26 protein-coding genes are annotated in these 23,445 nt (G+C 71.4%); 13 read left to right on the top strand and 13 right to left on the bottom strand.

The window, feature by feature from the left end; genetic code table 11:
* On the top strand, nucleotides 1-878 hold an 878-nt coding region (locus ACIQPT_RS27955), incomplete at its 5' end, for an HAD-IC family P-type ATPase (protein ID WP_401159724.1).
* A 49-nt stretch (nucleotides 879-927) separates the two neighbouring features.
* On the opposite strand, the gene ACIQPT_RS27950 is transcribed toward ACIQPT_RS27955, so the two are convergent.
* From ACIQPT_RS27950 to ACIQPT_RS27940, 3 genes are read right to left on the bottom strand one after another with little or no spacing between them, the layout of a single operon-like run.
* Nucleotides 928-1,803 carry a biotin-dependent carboxyltransferase family protein gene (locus tag ACIQPT_RS27950; protein WP_401159722.1) on the bottom strand — a complete coding sequence of 292 codons (876 nt, stop codon included), beginning with the start codon at nucleotides 1,801-1,803 and terminating at the stop codon, nucleotides 928-930.
* Nucleotides 1,800-2,639, bottom strand: a complete 840-nt coding sequence (locus ACIQPT_RS27945; protein WP_401159720.1) for an allophanate hydrolase subunit 1 — start codon at nucleotides 2,637-2,639, stop codon at nucleotides 1,800-1,802. The genes ACIQPT_RS27950 and ACIQPT_RS27945 overlap by 4 nt, the downstream gene beginning before the upstream one ends.
* Nucleotides 2,636-3,385, bottom strand: coding sequence for a LamB/YcsF family protein (locus ACIQPT_RS27940; protein WP_401159733.1), 750 nt, complete (start codon nucleotides 3,383-3,385; stop codon nucleotides 2,636-2,638). Before ACIQPT_RS27940 ends, ACIQPT_RS27945 begins: the two co-directional genes overlap by 4 nt.
* Nucleotides 3,386-3,495: 110 nt before the next feature.
* On the opposite strand from ACIQPT_RS27940, the gene ACIQPT_RS27935 reads away from it, so the two are divergent.
* The 3 genes from ACIQPT_RS27935 to ACIQPT_RS27925 all read left to right on the top strand — a co-directional run bounded on the left by ACIQPT_RS27935 (nucleotide 3,496) and on the right by ACIQPT_RS27925 (nucleotide 7,057).
* Nucleotides 3,496-4,227 (top strand): hypothetical protein, encoded by a 732-nt coding sequence (locus ACIQPT_RS27935; protein ID WP_401159718.1) that lies wholly within the window; start codon nucleotides 3,496-3,498, stop codon nucleotides 4,225-4,227.
* A 175-nt stretch (nucleotides 4,228-4,402) separates the two neighbouring features.
* Nucleotides 4,403-5,644, top strand: a complete 1,242-nt coding sequence (locus ACIQPT_RS27930) for a PQQ-binding-like beta-propeller repeat protein (RefSeq protein WP_401159717.1) — start codon at nucleotides 4,403-4,405, stop codon at nucleotides 5,642-5,644.
* A gap of 105 nt (nucleotides 5,645-5,749) precedes the next feature.
* Nucleotides 5,750-7,057 (top strand): Cmx/CmrA family chloramphenicol efflux MFS transporter, encoded by a 1,308-nt coding sequence (locus ACIQPT_RS27925; RefSeq protein WP_401159732.1) that lies wholly within the window; start codon nucleotides 5,750-5,752, stop codon nucleotides 7,055-7,057.
* Nucleotides 7,058-7,114: 57 nt separating this feature from the next.
* Here the strand turns inward: ACIQPT_RS27925 and ACIQPT_RS27920 are convergent, their stop codons facing one another.
* Nucleotides 7,115-7,756 carry a TetR/AcrR family transcriptional regulator gene (locus ACIQPT_RS27920; protein ID WP_401159715.1) on the bottom strand — a complete coding sequence of 214 codons (642 nt, stop codon included), beginning with the start codon at nucleotides 7,754-7,756 and terminating at the stop codon, nucleotides 7,115-7,117.
* A gap of 125 nt (nucleotides 7,757-7,881) precedes the next feature.
* On the opposite strand from ACIQPT_RS27920, the gene ACIQPT_RS27915 reads away from it, so the two are divergent.
* Nucleotides 7,882-8,832 (top strand): TIGR03620 family F420-dependent LLM class oxidoreductase, encoded by a 951-nt coding sequence (locus ACIQPT_RS27915; protein ID WP_401159714.1) that lies wholly within the window; start codon nucleotides 7,882-7,884, stop codon nucleotides 8,830-8,832.
* 71 nt (nucleotides 8,833-8,903) lie between these two features.
* On the opposite strand, the gene ACIQPT_RS27910 is transcribed toward ACIQPT_RS27915, so the two are convergent.
* A complete protein-coding gene (locus ACIQPT_RS27910; protein WP_401159712.1) occupies nucleotides 8,904-9,176 on the bottom strand; it encodes a DUF4031 domain-containing protein in 273 nt (90 codons plus the stop codon).
* Nucleotides 9,173-9,541 (bottom strand): hypothetical protein, encoded by a 369-nt coding sequence (locus ACIQPT_RS27905; protein WP_401159710.1) that lies wholly within the window; start codon nucleotides 9,539-9,541, stop codon nucleotides 9,173-9,175. Before ACIQPT_RS27905 ends, ACIQPT_RS27910 begins: the two co-directional genes overlap by 4 nt.
* 119 nt (nucleotides 9,542-9,660) lie before the next feature.
* Between ACIQPT_RS27905 and ACIQPT_RS27900 the strand changes: the two genes are divergently transcribed.
* The 6 genes from ACIQPT_RS27900 (at nucleotide 9,661) to ACIQPT_RS27875 (ending at nucleotide 16,023) form a co-directional block, all read left to right on the top strand.
* Nucleotides 9,661-10,578 (top strand): MurR/RpiR family transcriptional regulator, encoded by a 918-nt coding sequence (locus tag ACIQPT_RS27900; protein ID WP_401159708.1) that lies wholly within the window; start codon nucleotides 9,661-9,663, stop codon nucleotides 10,576-10,578.
* 68 nt (nucleotides 10,579-10,646) lie between these two features.
* The gene (gene murQ, locus ACIQPT_RS27895; protein ID WP_401159707.1) at nucleotides 10,647-11,633 is read left to right on the top strand and encodes an N-acetylmuramic acid 6-phosphate etherase; all 987 of its coding nucleotides are present in this window, start codon (nucleotides 10,647-10,649) and stop codon (nucleotides 11,631-11,633) included.
* Nucleotides 11,634-11,683: 50 nt separating this feature from the next.
* Nucleotides 11,684-13,252 carry a PTS transporter subunit EIIC gene (locus tag ACIQPT_RS27890; RefSeq protein WP_401159706.1) on the top strand — a complete coding sequence of 523 codons (1,569 nt, stop codon included), beginning with the start codon at nucleotides 11,684-11,686 and terminating at the stop codon, nucleotides 13,250-13,252.
* A 199-nt stretch (nucleotides 13,253-13,451) separates the two neighbouring features.
* The gene (locus ACIQPT_RS27885) at nucleotides 13,452-14,267 is read left to right on the top strand and encodes a phytanoyl-CoA dioxygenase family protein (RefSeq protein ID WP_401159704.1); all 816 of its coding nucleotides are present in this window, start codon (nucleotides 13,452-13,454) and stop codon (nucleotides 14,265-14,267) included.
* Nucleotides 14,268-14,339: 72 nt separating this feature from the next.
* The gene (locus tag ACIQPT_RS27880; protein ID WP_401159703.1) at nucleotides 14,340-15,206 is read left to right on the top strand and encodes a GyrI-like domain-containing protein; all 867 of its coding nucleotides are present in this window, start codon (nucleotides 14,340-14,342) and stop codon (nucleotides 15,204-15,206) included.
* Nucleotides 15,207-15,393: 187 nt separating this feature from the next.
* Complete coding sequence (locus ACIQPT_RS27875; RefSeq protein WP_401159701.1) at nucleotides 15,394-16,023, top strand: NADPH-dependent F420 reductase; 630 nt, start codon at nucleotides 15,394-15,396, stop codon at nucleotides 16,021-16,023.
* Nucleotides 16,024-16,221: 198 nt separating this feature from the next.
* Here the strand turns inward: ACIQPT_RS27875 and ACIQPT_RS27870 are convergent, their stop codons facing one another.
* From ACIQPT_RS27870 to ACIQPT_RS27860, 3 genes are all read right to left on the bottom strand, one after another.
* Nucleotides 16,222-16,353 (bottom strand): hypothetical protein, encoded by a 132-nt coding sequence (locus ACIQPT_RS27870; RefSeq protein ID WP_401159699.1) that lies wholly within the window; start codon nucleotides 16,351-16,353, stop codon nucleotides 16,222-16,224.
* A gap of 48 nt (nucleotides 16,354-16,401) precedes the next feature.
* A complete protein-coding gene (locus ACIQPT_RS27865) occupies nucleotides 16,402-17,379 on the bottom strand; it encodes a DMT family transporter (protein WP_401159697.1) in 978 nt (325 codons plus the stop codon).
* A 174-nt stretch (nucleotides 17,380-17,553) separates the two neighbouring features.
* Nucleotides 17,554-17,826 carry a hypothetical protein gene (locus ACIQPT_RS27860; protein ID WP_401159695.1) on the bottom strand — a complete coding sequence of 91 codons (273 nt, stop codon included), beginning with the start codon at nucleotides 17,824-17,826 and terminating at the stop codon, nucleotides 17,554-17,556.
* Nucleotides 17,827-17,957: 131 nt separating this feature from the next.
* Between ACIQPT_RS27860 and ACIQPT_RS27855 the strand changes: the two genes are divergently transcribed.
* The gene (locus ACIQPT_RS27855; protein ID WP_401159694.1) at nucleotides 17,958-19,013 is read left to right on the top strand and encodes a LuxR C-terminal-related transcriptional regulator; all 1,056 of its coding nucleotides are present in this window, start codon (nucleotides 17,958-17,960) and stop codon (nucleotides 19,011-19,013) included.
* 89 nt (nucleotides 19,014-19,102) lie between these two features.
* Nucleotides 19,103-19,273, top strand: a complete 171-nt coding sequence (locus tag ACIQPT_RS27850) for a DUF5670 family protein (RefSeq protein ID WP_401159693.1) — start codon at nucleotides 19,103-19,105, stop codon at nucleotides 19,271-19,273.
* A 109-nt stretch (nucleotides 19,274-19,382) separates the two neighbouring features.
* On the opposite strand, the gene ACIQPT_RS27845 is transcribed toward ACIQPT_RS27850, so the two are convergent.
* The 4 genes from ACIQPT_RS27845 to ACIQPT_RS27830 form a co-directional block, all read right to left on the bottom strand.
* A complete protein-coding gene (locus tag ACIQPT_RS27845) occupies nucleotides 19,383-19,970 on the bottom strand; it encodes a hypothetical protein (protein WP_401159691.1) in 588 nt (195 codons plus the stop codon).
* 576 nt (nucleotides 19,971-20,546) lie between these two features.
* Nucleotides 20,547-21,152 (bottom strand): DNA-binding response regulator, encoded by a 606-nt coding sequence (locus ACIQPT_RS27840; protein ID WP_401159690.1) that lies wholly within the window; start codon nucleotides 21,150-21,152, stop codon nucleotides 20,547-20,549.
* Nucleotides 21,153-21,370: 218 nt separating this feature from the next.
* Nucleotides 21,371-22,357: a dTDP-glucose 4,6-dehydratase gene (gene rfbB, locus ACIQPT_RS27835; protein WP_401159688.1), complete on the bottom strand. Its 987-nt coding sequence runs from the start codon at nucleotides 22,355-22,357 to the stop codon at nucleotides 21,371-21,373.
* On the bottom strand, nucleotides 22,354-23,421 hold the full coding sequence (locus ACIQPT_RS27830; RefSeq protein WP_401159687.1) for a glucose-1-phosphate thymidylyltransferase: 1,068 nt from the start codon (nucleotides 23,419-23,421) through the stop codon (nucleotides 22,354-22,356). The genes rfbB and ACIQPT_RS27830 overlap by 4 nt, the downstream gene beginning before the upstream one ends.
* Nucleotides 23,422-23,445: the final 24 nt, after the last annotated feature.

Here is a 23,445-nt window from a genome sequence, read left to right as displayed (position 1 = left end):
CCCACACCACCCAAGGAACCGACAAGCAGGAAGTCCTCCGGATCGCCGGAGCCCTCGAAAACGCCTCCGAACACCCCATCGCCCAAGCCATCGCCGCCGCCGCGACCGACGCCACCGGCCCCCTCCCCACCCCCGAGGACTTCCAGAACATCCCCGGACTCGGCGTCCAGGGCACCGTCGAGGGCCACGCCGTCCTCGTCGGACGGGAACAGCTCCTGGCCGAGTGGGAGATCCGGCTCCCCGACCACCTCGCCGAGGCGAAGCAGTCCGCCGAGGCGGCCGGGCGTACCGCGATCACCGTCGCCTGGGACGGCGAGGCGCGCGCGGTGCTGGAGGTGGCCGACGCGGTGAAGGACACGAGCGCCGAGGCCGTGCGCCGGCTCCGCGCCCTCGGTCTGACCCCGATCCTCCTCACCGGCGACAACCGGGCCGTGGCGGAGTCGGTCGCGGCCGAGGTGGGCATCGACGAGGTGTACGCGGAGGTCATGCCGCAGGACAAGGTCGATGTGGTCAAGCGCCTTCAGGCACAGGGCCGTTCGGTCGCGATGGTCGGCGACGGCGTCAACGACGCCGCCGCTCTCGCCCAGGCCGACCTCGGTCTCGCGATGGGCACCGGGACGGACGCCGCCATCGAGGCCGGGGATCTCACCCTGGTCCGCGGCGACCTCAACGCCGCCGCCGACGCGATCCGCCTCTCGCGCCGCACCCTCTCCACCATCCGCACCAACCTCTTCTGGGCCTTCGCCTACAACGTCGGCGCCCTCCCGCTGGCCGCCGCCGGACTCCTCAACCCGATGATCGCCGGAGCCGCGATGGCCTTCTCCTCCGTCTTCGTGGTCGGCAACTCCCTGCGGCTGCGCACCTTCAAGGGCGCGTGAGCAGAAAGACACGTGAGCGCGGCGGGGCCGTCATCCGGTCCCGCCGCGCTCAGGCGCGTACGAAACGGAGCCGGGTCCCCGGTACCGCCTGCGCCGCCGGGGCGAGGGCCCGTTCGGGGACGACGCCGACGACCGGGTAGCCGCCGGTCGTCGGGTGGTCGTTGAGGAAGACCACGGGCCGGCCGTCCGGCGGCACCTGGATCGCGCCCAGCACCATGCCCTCGCTGGGCAGTTCGCCCGTACGGGACCGCTCCAGCGCCGGGCCCTCCGTCCGCAGGCCGATGCGGTTGCTGTGCGGCGAGACCCGGTAGGCGGCGGTGTGGAGCGTACGGAGCGCGGCTTCGGTGAACCAGTCGTGGCGGGGCCCGGGGTGGACCGGGAGCACCAGCTCGGCGGGGGCGCCGGGCCAGGGAACGGGCCCGGCGGGCGGCAGCGGCCCGCCCGACACCGGTTCTCCCAGCGGGAGTTCGTCGTCCTCGCCCAGCGGTGCCGGCCCGAGCCCCGAGAGCAGGTCGGCCGAGCGGCTGCCCAGCACCGGGTCCGGCGCCAGCCCGCCCGCGAACGCCAGGTAGCTCCGGAGCCCGGTCCCGGCGGGACCCGCGTCCAGCACCGCGCCCGCGGGCACCCGCACCGGCGCGCCCCACGCCACCGGCCGCCCGTCGACCGTCACCCGGCAGCCCGCCCCGCCGACGACGGCCACGACCGGCCGGTCCGGGCGGACCGCGCACCCGGTGAGCGTGGTCTCCAGGACAGCGGCGTCCGGCGGGTTGCCCACCAGCCGATTGGCCAGCCGGGCGGCGGGCGCGTCCAGGAACCCGGCGCGCCCGACCCCGAGGTGGGCCCAGCCGGGCCGGCCCGCGTCCTGCACGGTGGTCAGCGCCCCGGCCCGGACGACGCGCAGGCGGGAGCCGGCGGGCGGCGTCATCCGCTGCCCCTCCGGAAGTCCCCCGCCCGGGAAGCCGGAACCGAGCCCGTCCCGGCCGGCACCACCCCCGCCGCTTCCACTGCCTGCACTGCTTCCACCGCCTCCACCGCCTCCACCGGCACGAACCTCACCGGCGTACCCGGCTCCAGCAGCGCCGCCGGTTCCCGGCCCGGGTCCCACAGCGCACCCGGGTCCGGCATCCGCCCGACGATCTGCCAACCGCCGGGCGAGGGACGCGGGTACACCCCGGTGTACGGCCCGGCGAGGGCCACCGCCCCGGCCGGGACCCGGGTGCGCGGGGTCGTGCGCCGGGGCACGTGCAACGGCTCGGGCAGCCCGGTGAGGTAGCCGAACCCGGGGGCGAACCCGCAGAACGCCACCCGGAACGCGGTACGGGAGTGCAGGGCGGCCACCTCGGCGGCCGGGACGCCCCAGAGCGCGGCGACCTCGTCGAGGTCGGGGCCGTCGTAGACGACGGGGATCTCCACCGCGTCGCGGCCCTCGCGGTGCGGCGGCGGTATCCGCCAGGAGACCAGCTCCCGGGCGAACCGGTCCCGGGCCCCGGGCCCGCCCACCGCGATCCCGTCGAGCAGGACGGTACGGGCGGCCGGGACGATCTCGCGTACGGCGGGGAGTTCACCGCGCTCGCGGCGGCGGAGCAGTTCGGCGTGGAAGGCCTCGGCGTGCTCGCCGTCGGCCAGCTCGACGAGCAGCGCGTGCGGCCCGGCGGGAAGGACGCGTACCTGCGCGGGACCGGGACCGACACGGCGCGCCCCCGAACCCGAACTCGTCCCCGCATCCGGCGTACTCGTACGCGTACCACCCTGGCCGTTCACACGAACGCCCGTACCGCGACGCCCGCTTCCTCCAACGCGGCCCGCACCCGGCGCGCGAGGGCCGCCGCGCCCGGGGTGTCCCCGTGGACGCAGAGCGAGCGTGCCGAGACGGGTATCCGGCTGCCGTCCGCCCCGGTCACCGCCCGCTCGACGGCCATGCCGACGCTCCGGCGTACGACGTCGTCCGGGTCGTGCACCACCGCCCCCGGTTCACCGCGCGGTACGAGGGTGCCCTGCGGGGTGTACGCACGGTCGGCGAAGGCCTCCTCCACGGCGGGGAGTCCGGCGTCGGCCGCGTGGGCGAGCAGCCGGGATCCGGGCAGCCCGAGCACGGCCGGCTTCCCGCCCGCGAGCCGTACGCCCGCGATCACGGCGGCGGCCTGGTCGTCGTCCCAGACGGCCCGGTTGTAGAGCGCGCCGTGCGGCTTGACGTACGAGACGGTGGACCCGGCGGCCTCCGCGAAGACCCGCAACGCGCCTATCTGGTAGGCGATCTCGGCGGTCAGCTCGGCGGCCGGCACGTCCATCGAGCGGCGCCCGAACCCGGCCAGGTCCCGGTAGGAGACCTGCGCCCCGATCCGTACGCCGTTCGCCGCCGCCGCGTCGCAGACCCGCCGCATCACGGAGGCGTCGCCCGCGTGGAAGCCGCAGGCGACGTTGGCGCTCGTGACGCAGGCGAGGAGCGCGTCGTCGTCGGTCAGGGTCCAGGTGCCGAAGCCCTCGCCGAGGTCCGCGTTGAGATCCATCATCTTCATCACGGGCGCACGGTAATGACCGTTCGGCAGGCCGACAAGGGCCGGTCCGGAGGGCGGATGGGCACGGCTCCCACGCCCCCGGGGGCGTCTAGAGTCGCCCCATGACGGACAGCCCCCGCCCTCCGCACGAAGCAGCAGGACCGCGCGAAGCCGCAGAACCGCACGAAACCGCGGGACCGCACGGCACCGCCGCCCTCCGCGACCGCTGGCGGGACACGCTGCTGGCCGCGCGCGCCGGGGCGGACGGCCCCGATCCGCTGCCGTACGCCGAGAATCTCCTCGCCCGCTGGGCCGAGCCGCAGCGCCGCTATCACACGACCGCCCACCTGATCACCGTCCTGGACCGCGTCGACACCCTGGCCGGGTACGCCGACGATGTGCACGCGGTACGCCTCGCCGCCTGGTTCCACGACGCGGTGTACCGGCCCGACCGGAGCGAGAACGAGGAGCGCAGCGCCGCCCTCGCCGAGCGTGCGCTGCCCGAGGCGGGGGTGCCGGAGGCGGTGGTGGCGGAGGTCGCCCGGCTGGTCCGCCTCACCGTCACGCACGACCCGGCGGACGGCGACCGCGACGGCGAGGTGCTGTGCGACGCCGACCTCGCGATCCTGGCGGGCGGCCCGCAGGAGTACGGGGCGTACGCGGCGCAGGTCCGGGAGGAGTACGGCTTCGTCCCGGACGAGGCGTTCCGGGAGGGCCGGGCGGCGGTGCTGCGGCAACTCCTGGACCTGCCCCGGCTGTTCCGTACCCCGTACGGCGCGGCGGAGTGGGAGGCGCGGGCCCGGCACAACCTGGCGACGGAGCTGGAGCTGCTGACGTCGTCCGGCCCCCGCTGACCACCCGCCGGGCCCGGCAAATGTTCCGGTTCGTTCACGGTGTCGTCCCGGTCGAGCCCTGACCAGACCCGGCAACCGGAGTCACGGCTAACGTCTGGCATCGCAGATGCACACACTCTGCAAAGGCAGCCCGCTTCATCTTTCCGCTCATACGACTCCACGGGGGTACGGCGAAATGTCCAAGGGATACGGCAGCACGACGGTCGGCAGATCTTCGCGGCGGCGAGTACTGCGACTGGCCGGGGGCGGTCTCACGATGGCAGTGCTCGGCGCCGGCCTGACCGGCTGCGAGGACGAGCTCGCGACCGGCGGTACGGGCAGCACGCCGCCGCCGCGCAGTGCTTCTCCCGAGGAGAACGGCAAGGCCCCCGAGGACGGCCAGGCCCCCAAGCCGCTGTGGACGAGGACGACGGCGGCGCAGACCTACGGGGACAACGACGAGCTGGTGGCCGTGGACGGCGTCGTGATCGCGAGCGGCGATCCGCTGGCCGCCCTCGACGGCGCGACCGGCGAGGAGCGGTGGTCGCTGTCGGGCGGCGCGGTGCCCGGCGCGCCGCTGCTGCTCGGCGACGGCACCCTGTACCTGGCCAGCGGCAAGTACGACGGCAACGTCATCGGCTACGTACCGGGGTCCGGCAAGGAGGCCTGGCGCAGCCACCTGGGCAAGGAGTACCGGCAGCCGAGGCCGGTCGCGGTGGACGCGGAGCAGGTGTACGTCATCGCCGAGATCCTCGAACTCGACAATTCGTCGCACACCAACGTGATCGCCGCGCTGAACAGCAGCACGGGCAAGGTCGTCTGGAAGGAACAGCGCGACCTCGGCACCGAGCAGAACGGTGTGCACGCCGTCGTGCAGGGCCGCTACCTCGTCTACACCGACTTCAAGAAGAACCTCACGGTCCGCGACACCGCCACCGGCCGGCAGGTGTGGACGCAGAAGACGACGAAGACGAGCTACGGGCCCTTCGTCGTCCACCAGGACCTGGTGATCGTCCCGCAGGGTCAGCGGCTCCAGGCGTTCGCCCTGTCCGACGGGTCCGAGAAGTGGTCCGTGGAGACCGAGAAGTTCACCACGTTCCGGGAGCCGAGCCTCGTGGAGGACGTGCTGTACATCGCGGACAGCGGCCGCACGCTGTGGGCCCTCCAGCCGGGCACCGGGAAGAAGGTCTGGCAGTCCACGGCCCTCAAGGACACGGGCGCGCAGGTGCCGCGGCAGTTCGTCAAGGCGGGCGGCGCCCTCTACGGAGCCACCGACCTCGACAAGCAGGGCGGCGTCCACGCCTTCGACGCGAAGACCGGCGCCCTGCGCTGGACGTTCAACGACAAGTCCGGCGACTACCACGCGTGGCTGGTGGCCACCGACGGCAAGCACGTCTTCGCCCTGCACGGCAAGAAGCTGCACGCCCTTCCCGCGTAACGGGGACGTCGTAGCGGGCGCGGCTCCGCTCCGCGCCGGGGAATGCGGAAGCGTTCCCCGGCGTTGGGACGAGTCATGCCCGACTCTCCCTCCCGCCGCGCACCCATGCCGCTGGCCGTATACATTCTCGGCCTCTCGGTCTTCGCACTCGGCACCAGTGAGTTCATGCTGTCGGGCCTGCTCCCGCCGATCGCCGACGACATGAACGTGTCGATCCCGCAGGCCGGACTCCTTATATCCGCGTTCGCGATCGGCATGGTGGTCGGCGCCCCGCTGCTGGCCGTCGCCACGCTCCGGCTGCCGCGCCGCACCACACTGATCGCGCTGATCTCGGTGTTCGGCCTCGGCCAGATCGCCGGTGCGCTGGCCCCGACGTACGAGATCCTCTTCGTCTCCCGGGTGGTGAGCGCGCTCGCCTGTGCGGGCTTCTGGGCGGTCGGCGCGGCCGTGGCCATCGCGATGGTCCCGGTGAACGCGCGGGCGCGGGCGATGGCCGTGATGATCGGCGGCCTGTCCGTCGCGAACGTGCTGGGCGTGCCGCTGGGGGCCTTCCTCGGCGAGCACCTCGGCTGGCGTTCGGCGTTCTGGGCGGTCGGCGCGGCCTCGGCGGTGGCCCTGGTCGGCGTCGCCACGCGGATCCCGCACATCCCGCTGCCGGAGAGGAAGCCCGAGCTGAAGCGGGAGCTGGCGATCTACCGGGACCGGCAGGTCTGGCTGGCCATCGTGATCACCGCGCTCGCGGCGGGCGGGGTGTTCTGCGCGTTCAGCTACCTGGCGCCGCTGCTCACGGACGTGGCGGGACTCGACTCGGGCTGGGTGCCGTGGATCCTCGGCCTGTTCGGCGTGGGCGCGCTGATCGGTACGGTGATCGGCGGCCGGGTCGCGGACGCGCACCTCTTCGGGGTGCTGCTGAGCGGCATCACGGCGTCCACGGTGTTCCTGGTGGCGCTGGCCCTGTTCGCGTCCAGCCAGATCGCGGTCGTCGCGCTGGCGTTCCTGCTGGGCCTGTCCGCCTTCTTCACGGCCCCCGCACTGAACGCCCGGATGTTCAACGTGGCCGGGGCCGCCCCGACGCTGGCCGGAGCCACCACGACGGCGGCGTTCAACCTGGGCAACACGAGCGGCCCGTGGCTCGGCGGCACGGTGATCGACCTGGACTTGGGCTTCGCGTCCACGGCCTGGGCGGGCGCGGCGATGACGGCCCTGGCCCTGGCGGCGGTGGGGATCGCACTGCACCTCCAGCGCGGCGACGGCGAGGGCGGCCGGTCACGCTCGCGGCTGATCGCGAAGAGCGCGGCAGCCGGTGAGGGGCGTACGGCGGGGGCTGCCCCGCGGGCACGGGTGCCCGCGGCCGAGCGGGCCGGGACGGCCGACTGCGCGGCGGGGAAGCAGGGCAACCCCTCGCTCGCGTAACCCGCGCCTGCTCTCCTCTTTTCTTTATCTTGCTTTCTTGCTTTCTTGCCGGCCGCCTCAGCGATCGTTCGCGGGGGCGGCCGGCGCATACGTGGCGTCGAGGACCAGGGAGAGCAGTCGGCCCGGCTGCCCGGCGTCCCGGCTGTGCGTGGTGGACAGCGCGATCCCGACCACGAGGCGGACGAGATCGTCGGGCGTCAGGTCGCCGCGTGCCGTGCCGTCCGCCTGGGCCCGGGCGAGCAACCCGCTCGCCGCGTCCAGGATGAGGCGGTGGCAGTCCACCAGCCCGCCGCCCGCGTCTCCGCTCCCCTGCTCCTCCTGCTTCCCCTGCTTCCCCTGCTCCTCGACCAGGTGCGCGCCCGCCAGCCCCTGGTTCACCTGGGCATGCACCAGGAACGCGTGCAGCCAGGCCGTCAGCGCCGCGTCCGGGGGCTCCGTGGCGCCCAGCTCATCCGCCCGCGCGCACAGCACCGCGATCCGTTCCCGCAGGACCGCAGCGAGCAGCGCCGGCCGGTTCGGGAAATGCCGGTACAGAGTCCCCGGGCCTACGCCCGCACGCCGGGCGATCTCGTTGAGGGACGCCTCGGGCCCGGATTCGGCGAACACCTCCTGGGCCGCGGAGACGAGACGCTCCCGGTTCAGACGGGCGTCGGCCCGTCGTGGCCGAGGTTCCGTTCCCTGACCGTACGCAGTCGTCATCGTCCGTCTCCTCGTTCCCCGCCACCCCTAGCCAAAACGGAGAGGCTCTCCGTATGGTAGCAATCATCAATACGGAGAACCTCTCCGCTTAATGCCGCCACGGCAACCCGAGGGAGCACGCGCACATGACACCGAATCCGAAGCGCACGACACACACAGCGCACGCATCCGCGGGCGAGCCCCTCGGCCGGGTCGGCATCTGGACGCTCGCCTTCGACGGGCAGCCGGCCGGGCGCGTACGGGAGGCGGCGGCGGAGATCGAGGAGCTGGGCTACGGCACGATCTGGTTCGGCGAGGCCCTGGGCCGCGACACCGCCGGACAGGCGTGGTTACTGCTGTCGGCCACCCGGCGCATCCCGGTCGCCTCCGGCATCGCGAACATCGCCTTCCGCGACCCGATCGCCATGGCGACCGCCACCCGTACCCTCGGCGAGGCCTTCCCCGGTCGGTACGTCCTCGGCCTCGGCGGCCACCGGGTCGACGACACCGTGCACCTGATGGACGGCTACCCGATGCCCGCGCGCGGCCGGGCCGTGACGACGATGCGCGGCTATCTGGACTCCATGGACGCGATCCCGGCCCACGGCCCCCGGCCCGACCCGGCCCCGCGCCGGGTCCTCGCCGCGCTCGGGCCGAAGATGCTGGAGCTGGCCGCCGACCGGACCTGGGGCGCCCACCCGTACTTCGTCCCGGTGCGGCACACGGCCGAGGCCCGCCGGATCATGGGCCCCGACGCGTTTCTCGGAGTGGAGCAGGCCGTGATCCTGGACACCGACCTGGACCGGGCGCGCGCCCTGGCGACGGAGCATGTGGCGATGTACGTGCGGTCGGCGCCGCACCAGGAGGCGAGCGTCCGCCGGCTCGGCTTCGGGGACGCGGACATCACCGGTACGCCGAGCCGCCGCCTGGTCGACGCGATCGTCGCGTACGGGGACGCCGACAGGATCCGCGAGCGCGTCGCGGAACACCTGGCCGCCGGCGCCGATCACGTCTGCCTCCAGGCGCTCACCGCGGACCCGGCGCACCTCCCGCTCACCGCCTGGCGCGAACTGGCCCCGGCGACCCTGACCCCGTAAGCCTTCCGGGCCGAAGCTCCCGGACCACGACGGCGGCTTCCCCGGACCCGGCCGCCCGGAACGACCGTGGGCTACGCCGGCGCCGGCCGCCCCTTAGGCCTCCGGAGCCCCGCCGCCGTCAGCCGCCGGACCAGCTCCTTCGAGCCGATCTCCCGCGCCCCGGCCCGTACGGCATCCGCGTAATGCGCCTCCGGTACGTCGTAATGGTCGCGCTCGAAGGCGCGGGGCGGGCAGCCGATCGCGGCGGCGAAGGCGTGCAGCTCCTCGAACGACACATCGCTGACCAGGTGCGACCAGAGGCGGCCGTGGCCGGGCCAGGTGGGCGGGTCGATATAGAGGGTCACCGCCGCAGCGCCCCGCCCAGCGCCCCCACCGGCGCCACCGCCACCGCCGCCTTGGTGCACACCCAGTGCGGGTCGGGCCCGAGCTCCGGCTCCACGTCGAGCGCGTGCGGCTCCTCGTCGGTGCAGACGGGGCACAGCGGCCACCGCCCGTACCGCTCCAGCAGCGCGTCCTGCACGTCCTGGGCGACCAGCCCGGCCACGAACTCCGCGCCCTCGGGCCACTGCTCCACCCACCACCGCCGGTGGGTCACCGCGTCCTCGACCAGCGAGACGATGTCCGCCTCGGCGACATCGCCCGCCGCCAGATCGGCCATGACGAGCGCGCGGGCGGTGTGCAGGGACTGCTCCAGGGGATTCAACTCCATGCCCCCATTGTGCGGCCCGCGCGAGGGAGCCACTCCCAGGATCCGCCCCCGGAGGCACCGCCAGAGGTAGGGACCAAAGGGGGGTTGACGGACCCCGATGTTGAAAATATCTTTCAGATGTGACCCAAGACGTGAAGGAAATTTTCAGCGGCGAATCCCCGCCGGCCCCCGCGGCCCTCGCCGCCAAGGTCCGGACCCTCGCCCCCTCCATGACCCGTTCGATGCAGCTGGTCGCCGAAGCCGTGGCGGGCGACCCGGCCGGCTGCGCCGCCCTCACCGTCACCGGTCTCGCCGAGCTCACCGGCACCAGTGAAGCCACCGTCGTCCGCACCGCACGCCTCCTCGGCTACCCGGGCTACCGTGATCTGCGCCTCGCGCTGGCCGGCCTCGCCGCGCACCAGGAGTCCGGCCGGGCCCCCGCCGTCACCGCCGACATCGCGGTGGACGACCCGATCGCCGACGTGGTCGCCAAGCTCGCCTACGACGAGCAGCAGACCCTCGCCGACACGGCCGCCGGGCTCGACACCGTACAGCTGGGGGCCGCCGTCGCCGCCGCCTCGACCGCCCGCCGCATCGACATCTACGGCGTCGGGGCGTCCTCCCTCGTCGGCCAGGACCTGGCGCAGAAGCTGCTCCGGATCGGCCTCATCGCCCATGCCCACATGGATCCGCACCTCGCGGTGACCAACGCGGTGCAGCTGCGCAGCGGCGACGTGGCGATCGCGATCACGCACTCCGGCTCCACCGGCGACGTGATCGAGCCGCTGCGGGTCGCCTTCGACCGCGGGGCGACGACGATCGCGATCACGGGACGGCCCGACGGGCCCGTATCGCAGTACGCGGACCATGTGCTGACCACGTCCACGGCGCGCGAGAGCGAGCTGCGGCCCGCCGCCATGTCGAGCCGCACGAGCCAGCTGCTCGTCGTGGACTGCCTGTTCATAGGCGTCGCGCAGCGGACGTACGAGACCGCCGCGCCCGCCCTGGCCGCTTCCTACGAGGCCCTGGCCCACCGCCACAACCCCCGCACCCGCTGACCGCCCCGGCCACGCACCCCCCGTACGCGTACGAGTCCGAGAACACCGAGAAAGCAGAGCCGCACCCCATGACCTCCACCACCGACGCGAACACCGACACCTCCGGCACCCCCGCCACCGGCTCCACCGAGAGCTACGGCGAACTCCGCGCCCAGCTGGCCACCCTCACCACCGAGGCGTTCCGCCCCGAGCTGGCCGAGATCGACCGGCTGGCCACGCAGGAGATCGCCCGGATCATGAACGGCGAGGACGCCACCGTCCCGGCCGCCGTCGCCGAGCGGCTGCCGCAGATCGCCGCCGCCATCGACGCCACCGCCGCGCGCATGGCCCGCGGCGGCCGGCTGATCTACGCGGGCGCGGGCACGGCGGGCCGCCTCGGGGTGCTGGACGCCAGCGAGTGCCCGCCCACCTTCAACACCGACCCGTCCGAGGTCGTCGGCCTGATCGCGGGCGGCCCCTCCGCCATGGTCACGGCCGTCGAGGGCGCGGAGGACAGCAAGGAGCTGGCCGCCGCCGACCTGGACGCGCTGAAGCTGAGCGCCGACGACACGGTGGTCGGCATCTCCGCCTCCGGCCGCACGCCGTACGCGATCGGCGCGGTCGAGCACGCCCGCGCGCAGGGCGCCCTGACCATCGGGCTCTCCTGCAACGCGGACTCGGCCCTCGCCGCCGCAGCCGAGCACGGCCTGGAGGTCGTCACCGGCCCCGAGCTGCTCACCGGCTCGACCCGGCTGAAGGCGGGCACGGCGCAGAAGCTGGTCCTCAACATGATCTCGACGATCACGATGATCCGGCTCGGCAAGACGTACGGGAATCTCATGGTCGACGTGCGCGCTTCCAACGAGAAGCTGCGCGCCCGCTCCCGGCACATCGTGTCCCTGGCCACCGGCGCGTCCGACGCCGAGATCGAGGCCGCGCTCGCCGCCACCGACGGCGAGGTCAAGAACGCGATCCTGGTCATCCTCGGCCAGGTCGACGGCCCCACCGCCACCGGGCTCCTCACCGAGTCCGACGGCCACCTGCGCGCCGCCCTCGCGGCCGTACGCACCACCTGACCCACCCGGGTTCCCCACCCCACCCCCCGCACAGCAAGGCACCGAGCACCATGGCCACAGAAGACAAGAACCGCGCCACCGCCGCCGCGATCCTGCCGCTCGTCGGCGGTGCCGCGAACGTCGCCTCCATCGCCCACTGCATGACCCGGCTCCGCCTCGGGCTGCACGACCGGTCCCTCGTCGACGACGAGGCACTGAAGGCCCTGCCCGCCGTGATGGGCGTCGTCGAGGACGACACGTACCAGATCGTGCTGGGTCCGGGCACGGTCGCCCGGGTCACCCCGGAGTTCGAGCACCTGGTCGAGGAGGCCCGCGAGGCCGCCCCCACGCAGGTCACCGTCTCCGCCGAGGAACTGGCGGCGCAGGGCGCGGCGATCAAGGCCCAGCAGAAGGCGAAGAACGCCACGCCCTTCAAGCTGTTCCTGCGCAAGATCGCCAACATCTTCGTGCCGCTGATCCCGGCGCTCATCGGCTGCGGGATCATCGCGGGCCTCAACGGTCTGCTGGTGAACCTGGAGTGGCTGCCCGCCGTGACGCCCGCGCTGGCGGCGATGGCGTCCGGCTTCATGGCGCTGATCGCGGTGTTCGTGGGCTACAACACGGCGAAGGAGTTCGGCGGCACGCCGATCCTGGGCGGTGCGGTGGCGGCGATCATCGTCTTCCCGGGCGTCGCGAACATCGACGCCTTCGGCCAGACCCTCTCCCCCGGCCAGGGCGGTGTACTGGGCGCCCTGGGCGCAGCGGTCCTCGCCGTGTACGTGGAGAAGTGGTGCCGCCGGTGGGTGCCGGAGGCGCTGGACGTCCTGGTCACCCCGACCCTCACGGTGCTGATCTCCGGCCTGGTGACGATCTTCGGCCTGATGTACGTGGCGGGCGAGATCTCCTCCGCGATCGGTACGTTCGCCGACTGGCTGCTCTCCAACGGCGGCGCGGGCGCGGGCTTCGTGCTCGGCGGCCTGTTCCTGCCCCTGGTGATGCTGGGCCTGCACCAGGCGCTGATCCCGATCCACACCACGCTCATCGAGCAGCAGGGCTACACGGTCCTGCTCCCGATCCTGGCGATGGCCGGTGCGGGCCAGGTGGGCGCGGCCATGGCCGTCTACTTCCGCCTCCCCCGCAACGAGTCGATCCGCCGCACCATCAAGTCCGCGCTCCCGGCGGGCCTGCTGGGCGTGGGCGAACCCCTGATCTACGGCGTCTCGCTCCCCCTGGGCCGCCCGTTCATCACGGCGTGCGTCGGCGGCGCGTTCGGCGGCGGCGTCGTCGGCCTGTTCAACCAGCTCGGCGACACGGTCGGCTCGACGGCCATCGGCCCGTCCGGCTGGGCCCTGTTCCCGCTCCTGGACGGCAACCACGGCCTGGGCTCGACGATCGCGATCTACGCGGGCGGCCTGCTGGTGGGCTACGTCGCCGGCTTCCTGGCCACGTACTTCTTCGGCTTCAGCAAGGACCTGCTGACCGAGTTCAACGTCTCCCAGGAACCGGCCCCGTCCACGGTCGCCGCCACGGGCGGCCCGCAGCCGGCACCGGACGCAGCCCCGGCGGACGGCCCCGATGGCCCCGGCTCCGGCGGCACGGATCCCGGCACGTCCCCGGCCAAGGCCCCGGCGGGGGTCTGACCTCCGGAGACCGACTTCCGGAGACCGACGACTGAGGGCCCGGGATGTTCCCGGGCCCTCAGCCGTGTCGCGGGGAGGCCGCCACAGGACCCGCTCGGCCAGGCGGTGCGCCGCCTCACCGCGCTCCGGTGTTTACCCGACAAAGGCGGTGCGGAGAATGTCGGGTGATCGGGTCCGGTGTCGCCGCACGATGGCGGGCATGGATGACACGACCTTGGTATCCCATTTCCTCCGCGACGGCTTCGTGAAGTTGGAGGGCGCTGTCGCGCCGCGCGTGGCGGCGGACTGCGCGCGGCTGCTCTGGCGAGAGACGGGCTGCGACCCGGACGACCCGTCGACATGGACGCAGCCCGTGCACTGGGTGGCGGGCATGGCGCAGGGGCCGTTCGCCGCCGCACCCAACTCTCCGTCCCTGCACCGCGCGTACGACCTGCTCGTCGGCGCGGGACGCTGGGAGCCGCGCTACTCGCTGGGCACGTTCCCCCTGCGCTTCCCGCACGAGGAGGAGCCGGACGACGCGGGCTGGCACATCGAGGGGAGCTATCTGCCGGAGGGCGAGAGCTGGTACTTCACCAATCTGCGCTCCCAGGGCCGGGCGCTCCTGATGCTGTTCCTGTTCAGCGAGGTCGGTGAGGAGGACGCCCCGACCCGGATCCGGGTCGGCTCGCACCTCGACGTGCCGAACGTGCTGGAGAAGTACGGGGAGGACGGGGCGAGCGGGCTGACCCTCGCGCCCGATCTGGTGGCGGCGTCCGACCACCGGCCACTCGCCCTTGCCACCGGGTCCCCGGGCGACGTCTTCCTGTGCCATCCGTTCCTGGTGCACGCGGCGCAACCGCACCACGGGGTGCGGCCGCGCTTCATGGCCCAGCCGCCGCTGATGCCGGCCGCGCCGTACGAACGGGAGCGGGCCGACGGCACGTACTCACCCGTGGAGATCGCGATCCGCCGGGGCCTGGGACAGGACACCCCCGGTCCGGACGGGGACCGCACCGACCGCGGCGACGCAGCGTAAACGAGCCTCACGACCATCACCGGCAAAGTGGCCGTAAGGGAAGAGCCATAAGGGAAGAGGAGAGAGGCAGGCATGCTGGAGCGGCTGAACCAGGCCATGGAGCACATCGAGTGCCATCTCGACCAGGCCGTCGGCATGGAGGAGGTGGCACGCCTCGCGGCCACCTCCGAGTACCACCTGCGCCGGATGTTCTCCGCGCTCGCGGGCATGCCGCTGTCGGAGTACGTCCGGCGCCGTCGGCTCACCCTCGCGGGCGCCGACGTGCTCGCGGGACATGAGACGCTGCTGGAGATCGCGGTGCGCTACGGCTACAGCTCCGGCGAGGCGTTCGCGCGGGCGTTTCGTGCCATGCACGGCATCGGACCGGGCGAGGCCCGACGTACCGGCGCAGCGCTCAGCTCCCAGTCCCGGATGGCTTTCCGCCTCATCATCGAAGGGAGCAGCAGTATGCGATACCGCGTCGTGGACAAGGCGGACTTCACCGTCGTCGGGCTCAAGACCCGGATACCGCTGGCGCATGCCGGGCCGAACCAGGCGATCATGGACTTTGTCCGTGGGATCGGCCCACGAACCCTGGAGCGCCTGGAGAAGCTGTCGGACCAGGAGCCGCACGGCATCGTCTCGGCCTGCGACGGCATGGACCCCAGCCGCGCCGAGGGCACTGAACTCGTCTACCACCACGGCGTGATCACCTCCGCGGCCGCTCCGGAGGGCATGACCACGTTGGCCGTCCCGACCGGCACCTGGGCGGTCTTCACCACCTCCGGGCCGACACCGCAGGCCATCCAGGAGCTGTGGCGGGACGTGTTCACCGAGTGGTTCCCGTCGAACCCGTATCGCATCCGCACCGGCCCCGAGATCCTGCGCACCCGCCTGTCGCCGGAGAAGACCGAGGCCGACGCCGAACTGTGGCTCCCGGTGGAGCCCGAGCACGGCTGAACCGTCAGGTCACGCCTCCGTGCGGGTATGCATGGCCGAGCAAGGGAGCGGCGGTCTCCTCTCCTGACGCCTGGGTCCGAGGATCCGCCTCGCGCATCGTCCGACCGCAGAACTACGCCTCAGGTGCCGGTCCGCCCCGGTCTCCGGCCCGATACGCCCGCCCGCCCCGCTGACTAGCGTCGTCCCCATGCGTATAGGACTGCTCGGCACCGGAAATGTCGCCCGCGCCCTGGCCCACGGCTGGCGCGCCGCAGGACACGACGTCCTCCTCGGATCACGTCGGCCCAAGGAACGCACCGACCTCGGCCTCCCCGTCGCGGGACTCGACGAGACGGCCGCGCACGCGGAGGCCCTGGTCAACGCCACCCCGGGCGGCGTCTCCGTGGAGCTGCTGCGCTCCATCGGGGCCCCGGCCCTGGCGGGCACCCTGCTGATCGACGTCGGGGTCGGCCTCTCCGACGACTTCAGCGCCCTCACCCACCCCAACAGCAGCCTGGGCGAACTGATCCAGGAGGCCTTCCCCCTGACGCCCGTCGTCAAGACGCTCTGCACGATGGACTCGACCACCATGACCGCCCCGGGCGAACTCACCGAGCCGGGCACGGTCTTCCTCTCCGGCGACGACGCCGAGGCCAAGCGCACCACCGGCCGGCTGCTCACCGACCTCGGCTGGCCGGAGTCCTCCCAGCTCGACATCGGAGGCATCACCACGGCGCGCGGCCAGGAGCACTTCGCGTTCCTCTTCATGGGCATCGCGGGCGGGGTGGGCTCCCACACGTTCAACATCAAGGTGGTCACCCGCCCGGACGCCTCATAGGGCCTTTCGTTTGGATCAGGTCGGGTCAGGGAGCGGGGTCCGGTGCGTGCAGCTGCAAGGCGGAGGATTGAGGCAACGCGGATGGGGCCTCCCCCGCTCGAGCGAAGCCGAGAGCTTGGGGAAGTTGGTGATTGACGACAACGCCGCAGATGTGCGTGCCGGGGCACGCGAGCCCCGGCATGATCCAAACGAAAGGCCCTAGGTCAGGAGGCGCCGGCCGGCGAACATCATCGCAGTGGGCAGTCGCGTGGAGACCACTGACGCGTCGTGCCCGGCGTAGGAGAGCAGCTGGTCCGTGCGGCCCTTCTCCAGGTGGCCACCGGCGGGCACCGTGTCGGCGTGCGATCCGATGAGCAGCCAGGGCCCGGAGGGGCGGTATCAGCGCTTGGCGCCGACGGCGACGCCGGTGATGATCGCGCCCATGCAGAGAATCTGGATGGGCGCTATGTGTTCACCGATCGCGAGGTACGCGACACAGGCGACGAACACGGGCTGGAGGTAGTAGACGATCCCGGCGCGGGTGGCGCCGATGAGGGAGACGGCCTTGTTCCAGGTGTAGAAGGCGATCGCGGACGAGGCGATGCCGATGTAGAGCAGCGGTCCGACGGTGGCGCCGCTGGGCGTGAAGGCCCCCTGGACGACGAGGGACACGACGTACACGGGGGCGAGCATCACGGTGCCCGCGGCGAATGTGGCCAGGAGGAAGCTGGGGCCGGAGATCGTGGACGGCTTGCGCTTGAGGAGTGCCGAGTAGGCGGCGAACGTCGCCATCGCGGCGAGCATCCACAGGTCTCCGGCTCGGAAGTCCATCGAGAGCAGGGCGGTGATGCTCCCCTTGGAGATCAGGGTGACCACGCCGACGAACGCGATGACCATGCCGGTGGCGCGGACGGCGGTCATCCGCTCCCCGTCGAAGAAGGCGAACACCGCGATCACCGCGGGGGAGGCGGCCGCGATCAGGGCCAGGTTCGTGGCGGACGTCGACTGCCCGGCGATGTAGATCAGGGTGTTGAACAGGGTCACCCCCAGCAGGGCGGCGACCACGATCAGACCGGCGTGCCGGCGCACCGCCGGCCAGTCGCGCAGGAGCCCCCGGGCAGCGAAGGGGGCGACGGCGACGAGGGCGATCACCCATCGCCAGAAGGACGTCTGGACGGGGGGAATGACATCGCCCAGATGACGGGCGACGACGAAGTTCCCGGACCAGATGGCGGTCGCGCCGAGCGCCAGGAGGGGGCCGAGCCACAGCCCGGGGCGGAAGCCGGGGGAAGTGGCGGGCGCGGAGGGCGAGCCGGTCACGGAAGGGGTGGCGGCCATGGAAGGGGTGACGGCCGTGGAAGATGTGGTCGGGGTCAACGTAGGTCCTCAGCTGCATCGTCATGCGGTAGTTGTGGTCGGGGCGGGACAGGCCGGGCAGGCGGGCTGACCGCACGGGAGGGCGTCCGCCCTGCGTGGAATCAACACTGCTCGCCCGGCAGCCCGAAAGGAAGAAGATCAACTTGGCAAGGGGTGGTCTGGCAGCCTCCTGCCTCAGGGCCGACCCGGCACCACGTGCCAGCCGGTCAGCGCCGGTGAGTCCGCCAGCGCCCGTCGGGTGATCCCGCGCGCCAACGCCACGGCCTTCTCCCGCGTCGGCGCTTTGACGAAGAACGTCAGATGGCCGATTCCGCCGGCCTCGGGGGAATCGGCGTGCAGATGCTCCACTCCGCGTTCGAAGGAGGCGACGAACCACAGGATGTCCAGCACATCGGCAGGCAGGTCAGCGCTTTGCGGCCCCCTGAGGGCCACGGTCACCATGAGCATGCGCCGATCTTGAAATGCGAGACGGACATTGCCCAGGGTTTCGCCCGGGCAGGAGGTTTACGGGCAGCAAGCTGCCTGGCCGGGGCTATCGTCACCATCGGCGCGACAAGGAACCGAACGGGGGGAACTCCATGTCGCAGCAGCTGCACGCGCTCGGAATCGGCCACACCGCCGAAGCGGTCTACCGGCTCATGCTCGAACAGCCGGAGTACGGCGTCGCCGAGCTCTCGGCAGCCCTGGCTCTGCCCGACGGCGACCTACGCGCAGCCCTCGACCAGCTCGCCGAACTGAGCCTGCTGCACACGTCCCCGCACGCGGAGGACGTACTGCGCCCGGTCCTCCCATCAGTCGGCATCCACCTGCTTCTCTCCATACGGGAGAGAGAACTACGGCGCTCCCAACAGGAGTTCGCGGACGCCCGGATCGCCGCCCTGACCCTGCTGCGCCAGCACACCGAAGCCGAGTCGAGCCGCCACCACGTCGAGGCCCTCACCGGCGTCGAGGAGATCCGGATCCGCTTGGAACAACTGGCCCACGACGCCACGGCACCCCTGATGTCCTTCATGCCCGGCGGCGCTCAGACCCGGGCCACCCTCGACGCTTCCCGCCCTCTGGACGCCGCCCTGCTGGAACGCGGCATCCCCGTGCGCACCCTCTACCAGGCCTCCGTACGCAACGACCCCACGACCCTGGACTACGCCCGATGGCTCACCGCCCAGGGCGCACACGTACGGACCGCCGCGGTCCTGCCCCTGCGCATGGTCCTGTTCACCGGGCGCGCCGCCCTGCTGCCCATCGACCCCGAGGACACCGGCCGGGGCGCCCTCCAGCTGCAGGGCCCCGGCATCCTCACCGCGCTCGCCGCACTCTTCGAAGCCGTCTGGGACCAGGCGGACGACTTCGGCACCGCCACCGACCGCGAACACGACGGCAACGGACTGACCGGCCAGGAACGGCAGTTGCTACGCCTGCTCGCCCAGGGCCACACCGGCACCGCCGTCGCACGAAGGCTCGGTCTGGGGGTGCGCACCACCCGCCGCATGATGGCCGAACTCATGACCCGCCTGGGCGCCCGCTCCCGCTTCGAAGCCGGCGCCGAAGCCGTACGCCGCGGCTGGCTCGACCAGAGCGCGTCCGGCGCGTGGCCGCGCACAGGGAAACGCGCGGCGGACACCGGTCACGAATAATCCCCCTGCCGGCCGGAGATAAATTTGCCGACCCCCTCCGTGTGTAGGTAGGGCGTTAGCGGGCACCTGAATTTCGGAGGTTGATAATCATGGTTCCCCTGCTACTCGTTCTTCTGCTCGCCCTGGTTCTCTTCGGTGCTGGTTTCGCGGTCAAGGCTCTCTGGTGGATAGCCGTGATCGTGCTGGTTCTCTGGATCGTGGGGTTCTTCGCGCGTCCCGCCGCAAGTGGTGGCCGACGGGGCCGGTGGTACCGCTGGTAGTAGCTTCTGGCCAGTGGGAACGGGGGGGGGGGGGGGGGGGGGGGGGGCGCGGGCCCCCCCCCCCCCCCCCCCCCCCCCCCCGCCCCTCCTTCTTTCGTCGGTCGCGTGCTCATCCGCCCAATACGGCGGTGACATCCGCATGGTGGTAGTAGACCTTGCCGGAGACTTTCTGGCGGCGCCACCGGTGCTGGTTGGCGAGCCGGTAGATGCTGCCGGCCGGCATATCGCTCAGGAGCCCGATGTCCGACACGCTGTACCAGGTGCGGCCGGAGGCGGAGCGATTCTGTATCCGCATTTCCAGTGCGGTCCACTCCTCGTAGCCCCACCGATGCGATGCGTCGGCGCTGCACCGTATCTCCGAGGGCCGCGGGTTGATACCCGAAACAGTCTTCACCACGGCCCGGAGTTTCCCGGGGCAGTCGGCCCGCACGCAATTGCCGACCGGGACGGTGCGCACCGGCCGGGGCTCACAGACACGGTGGGCGGCCCGGGCGAGGGCGCCGAATTCCTCGGCCGCCTCGGGCGCCGCGCCGTGGCAGGACAGCCAGGTCAGGTTCGCACCGACGAAGCCGGCCAGCAGGTCCACCCGGCGTGGCGGCGCCTCGATACCGCGCTCGTCCGCGACGAGGGACGCCCAGGACGCCAGCAGCGCGATGATGCGGGAGCGCACGTCGGACGCCGCCGTGTTGAACGGCATTCCCTGTCCGCGACCGGAATTCGACACCTTTTCCCGCGGCGTGTGCGTGCCTCCTAGCAGAGCTCCACAATGGAGGTAGAGGGCGGGGAGTTCCCGCAGGAAGGCGGAGAGCTTTTCCGTGCATGTTTCGCACAGAACTCTCTGTGTGTTCCCTGTGGTACAGCTGTGTGAACGGTCGGTTTCTTTGTGTTTCACATCGCTGGACGGCAGACATCCCATAGCAGTGTTTCACTTCCCCCGGCTCCGGCATGTACCGATTACCTATTCGCGCTTCAAAGGTATTCGACAAGAAGTCCGGACGGCAGTGCATCCATCACGAGCACACAGGGGAAAGTTCCGACTTGATCATGGTAAATTCATGCCGCTTCCGTGCTCGGCTCACTGTCGGGTCGATGGGATCTCGGGTATACCAGTAGCAGGCGTTCGTGCGGCCGTTCCGGACGCACGACGAAGCTCCTGCCGGGGCGGATTCAGGGTCCGGTCCGACAGGAGCTTCGATATCTGACGGGAAGTCACCCGACGGAGGAAGGTGAGGCGGGAGCCGAGATTATTCTTCGCACGATTCCCGCAGGATGGTCACAGCCAGCCGGCATTGAGGGCGATGCGGACAGCGTCCACGCGTGTGCGCGCGTTGAGTTTTGTCGCCACGGTGGTGAGATAGTTGCGTATCGTGCCGGGCGAGAGATGGAGGCGTGCCGCTATATCTGTCACACCCTCACCGCCGGCGGCCAGCCGGAGCACTTCCATCTCGCGGTCGGTGAGTGGAGGAGTCGGTGCCTGCCAGGCGGATACGGCCAGATCCGCGTCGATGACCCGGCGCCCGGCTGCGAGTTCCCGTACCGCGCTGACGAGGTTCTCCGGTGGCGAGCCCTTCAGCAGGAACCCGCCGACTCCCATGTTCAGCGCCCTGCGCACCGTCGCGGGCCGCCAATGGTTGGTGAGAATCAGGGCGCGCGTCTTCGGTAGTTCGGAGTGAACCTTCTCAACGGTTGAGAGATCGCTCTCGCCGGGCATATCAATGTCGATCACCGCGACATCCGGCCGGTGCAGACGGGCCGTGGACAGTATCTTCGAGCTGTCGCCCAGTTCTGCCACGACGTCAATGTCCTTCTCTCGCGTCAGCAGCGCGATCAAAGCCCCCCGTACCATGTGCACGTCTTCGGCGAGCAGAACCTTAATCACATGCCCTCCAGGGTGAACGAAGGGGGATGGCCCCCTTGCGGCACTGGTCGGACAGGATCCTATCTGCTGATTAGAATTTTTTACAGGATTCTTTACCTTACGCGAATGAGTGTCCAGGGAGCGGACGCCCTAGGATTGCCCGTTGAAGCCCGTTCGGGCATGCGTATGCGTTCGAGTGGCCTTCCGATTATTTCAGGCCATGGCCGCTCTCCTGCGCATCACAGCGCCGCTCGGGCCTTCAGCGGCTCCCACCATGTTCGGTTCTCCCGGTACCAGGAAATGGTCTCGGCGAGCCCCGTGGCGAAATCCTTTCGGGGTTGGTATCCCAGCTCGGTCCGGATCTTTGTCCAGTCGACGGAGTAGCGCCGGTCGTGCCCCTTGCGGTCGGTGACGTACTCCACGCTCTCCCACCTCGCGTCGCACCCCACCAGCAGCAGCTTCAGCAGTTCCAGGTTGCTCAGTTCGGTGCCGCCGCCGATGTTGTAGACCTCGCCGGGACGGCCCGCGGTCCGCACCAGTTCGATGCCGCGCACATGGTCGTCGATGTGCAGCCAGTCGCGGACGTTGCCCCCGTCCCCGTAGAGGGGAACCGTCCTCCCGTCGAGCAGGTTGGTCACGAACAGGGGGATGACCTTCTCCGGAAAATGGTGGTGCCCGTAGTTGTTGGAGCAGCGGGTCACCCGGACGTCCAGCCCGTGCGTGCGGTGGTAGCTCAGGGCCAGCAGATCGCTCGAAGCCTTGGAGGCGGAGTACGGGGACGTGGGGTCGAGGGGATGGTCCTCCGACCACGACCCTTCGTCGATCGACCCGTACACCTCGTCCGTGGAGACATGGACGAAGGTCCGGGAGCCGGCCCGCAGTGCCGCGTCGAGCAGGACCTGCGTGCCCAGCACATTGGTCCGCACGAACGCGGCCGAGCCGAGGATGGAGCGGTCCACATGGGATTCGGCGGCGAAGTGCACCACGTGGCTGGCCCGTTCGGTCAGCCGGGTGACGAGCGGCTCGTCGCAGATGTCGCCCCGGACGAAGGAGAACCGGGGGTCGTCGCGGACCTCCCGCAGGTTGTCCGGGTTCCCCGCGTAGGTCAGCTTGTCCAGCACGGTCACCGTGACATCGCCCGGACCGGCGGGGCCGAGGAGCGTCCGTACGTAGTGGGAGCCGATGAAGCCCGCGCCTCCGGTCACCAGGACCGCGGTCGGGCTCATGAGGAGATCTGCACGCGACTGTGGTCGCCGAGGACCAGCCGGTGGGCGTGCGGAACGGCGGGCGCCGGGATGACGGTGACGTTGCGTCCGATCATGGATGCCTCGACCCGTCCGACCCCCACGATCGACGACCCCCGCAGCATGATGGAGAACTCGATCTCGCTGTGCTCGATCCGGCAGTCCTCCGCCACCGAGGTGTAGGCGCCGATGTACGAGTCGCTGATCACGGTGGACCGGCCGATGACGGCGGGGCCGACGATCCGTGATCTGCGGACCTGCGCCCCTTCCTCGATCCGGACCCGGCCGATGATCTGGCTCTCCTCGTCGACGTCGCCCTCGATGCGGAGCTCCAGGGTCTCCAGGACCAGCCGGTTGACCTCCAGCATGTCCATGACGTTGCCGGTGTCCTTCCAGTACCCGGGCACCGTCGTCGAGCGCACGTCCCGCCGTTCGTCGATGAGCCATTGAAGGGCGTGGGTGATCTCCAGCTCCCCGCGCAGCGACGGCCGGATCGCGCGCACCGCCTCGTGGACGGCCGGGGTGAAGAGGTAGACGCCGACGATCGCGAGGTCGCTCCGCGGCACCGTGGGCTTCTCCTCCAGGGACACGACGCGTCCCTCCCCGTCCAGCTCGGCCACGCCGAAGACGGTGGGGTCGGACACCCGGGTCAGCAGGATCTGGGCGTCGGGCCGCTCGCGGCGGAAGTTCTCCACGAGGTCGGTGATGCCGCCCACGATGAAGTTGTCGCCGAGATACATGACGAAGTCGGAGTCGCCGAGGAACTCGCGGGCGATCACGACCGCGTGAGCCAGCCCGAGCGGCTTGTGCTGGGGGATGTAGGTGATGTCGAGGCCGAACTTCGAACCGTCGCCGACCGCCTCGCGAATCTCGTCAGCGGTGTCGCCGACGATGACGCCGACCTCCGTGATCCCCGCCTGGGCGATGGCCTCCAGGCCGAAGAAGAGGACGGGCTTGTTGGCGACGGGCACCAGCTGCTTCGCGGTGGTGTGGGTGAGCGGGAGCATGCGGGTACCGGAACCCCCGGCCAGGACCAGCGCCTTCATGACGCCCCCTCGGGCGGGCGGACG

This window comes from Streptomyces sp. NPDC091289 (genome assembly GCF_044757365.1).
Lineage (GTDB): Bacteria > Actinomycetota > Actinomycetes > Streptomycetales > Streptomycetaceae > Streptomyces.
The sequence above is the reverse complement of the archived record's forward strand: the minus strand, read 5'-3'. Positions and strand labels throughout refer to the sequence as shown.

Bases quoted from the DNA above. Each gene is read 5' to 3' on its own strand.
- ACIQPT_RS27950 (WP_401159722.1), bottom strand. From the start codon at position 1,803: ATGACGCCGCCCGCCGGCTCCCGCCTGCGCGTCGTCCGGGCCGGGGCG.
- ACIQPT_RS27940 (WP_401159733.1), bottom strand. From the start codon at position 3,385: ATGGATCTCAACGCGGACCTCGGCGAGGGCTTCGGCACCTGGACCCTG.
- ACIQPT_RS27935 (WP_401159718.1), top strand. From the start codon at position 3,496: ATGACGGACAGCCCCCGCCCTCCGCACGAAGCAGCAGGACCGCGCGAA.
- ACIQPT_RS27930 (WP_401159717.1), top strand. From the start codon at position 4,403: ATGTCCAAGGGATACGGCAGCACGACGGTCGGCAGATCTTCGCGGCGG.
- ACIQPT_RS27925 (WP_401159732.1), top strand. From the start codon at position 5,750: ATGCCGCTGGCCGTATACATTCTCGGCCTCTCGGTCTTCGCACTCGGC.
- ACIQPT_RS27920 (WP_401159715.1), bottom strand. From the start codon at position 7,756: ATGACGACTGCGTACGGTCAGGGAACGGAACCTCGGCCACGACGGGCC.
- ACIQPT_RS27915 (WP_401159714.1), top strand. From the start codon at position 7,882: ATGACACCGAATCCGAAGCGCACGACACACACAGCGCACGCATCCGCG.
- ACIQPT_RS27905 (WP_401159710.1), bottom strand. From the start codon at position 9,541: ATGGAGTTGAATCCCCTGGAGCAGTCCCTGCACACCGCCCGCGCGCTC.
- murQ (WP_401159707.1), top strand. From the start codon at position 10,647: ATGACCTCCACCACCGACGCGAACACCGACACCTCCGGCACCCCCGCC.
- ACIQPT_RS27890 (WP_401159706.1), top strand. From the start codon at position 11,684: ATGGCCACAGAAGACAAGAACCGCGCCACCGCCGCCGCGATCCTGCCG.
- ACIQPT_RS27885 (WP_401159704.1), top strand. From the start codon at position 13,452: ATGGATGACACGACCTTGGTATCCCATTTCCTCCGCGACGGCTTCGTG.
- ACIQPT_RS27880 (WP_401159703.1), top strand. From the start codon at position 14,340: ATGCTGGAGCGGCTGAACCAGGCCATGGAGCACATCGAGTGCCATCTC.
- ACIQPT_RS27875 (WP_401159701.1), top strand. From the start codon at position 15,394: ATGCGTATAGGACTGCTCGGCACCGGAAATGTCGCCCGCGCCCTGGCC.
- ACIQPT_RS27860 (WP_401159695.1), bottom strand. From the start codon at position 17,826: ATGCTCATGGTGACCGTGGCCCTCAGGGGGCCGCAAAGCGCTGACCTG.
- ACIQPT_RS27855 (WP_401159694.1), top strand. From the start codon at position 17,958: ATGTCGCAGCAGCTGCACGCGCTCGGAATCGGCCACACCGCCGAAGCG.
- ACIQPT_RS27850 (WP_401159693.1), top strand. From the start codon at position 19,103: ATGGTTCCCCTGCTACTCGTTCTTCTGCTCGCCCTGGTTCTCTTCGGT.
- ACIQPT_RS27845 (WP_401159691.1), bottom strand. From the start codon at position 19,970: ATGCCGTTCAACACGGCGGCGTCCGACGTGCGCTCCCGCATCATCGCG.
- rfbB (WP_401159688.1), bottom strand. From the start codon at position 22,357: ATGAGCCCGACCGCGGTCCTGGTGACCGGAGGCGCGGGCTTCATCGGC.
- ACIQPT_RS27830 (WP_401159687.1), bottom strand. From the start codon at position 23,421: ATGAAGGCGCTGGTCCTGGCCGGGGGTTCCGGTACCCGCATGCTCCCG.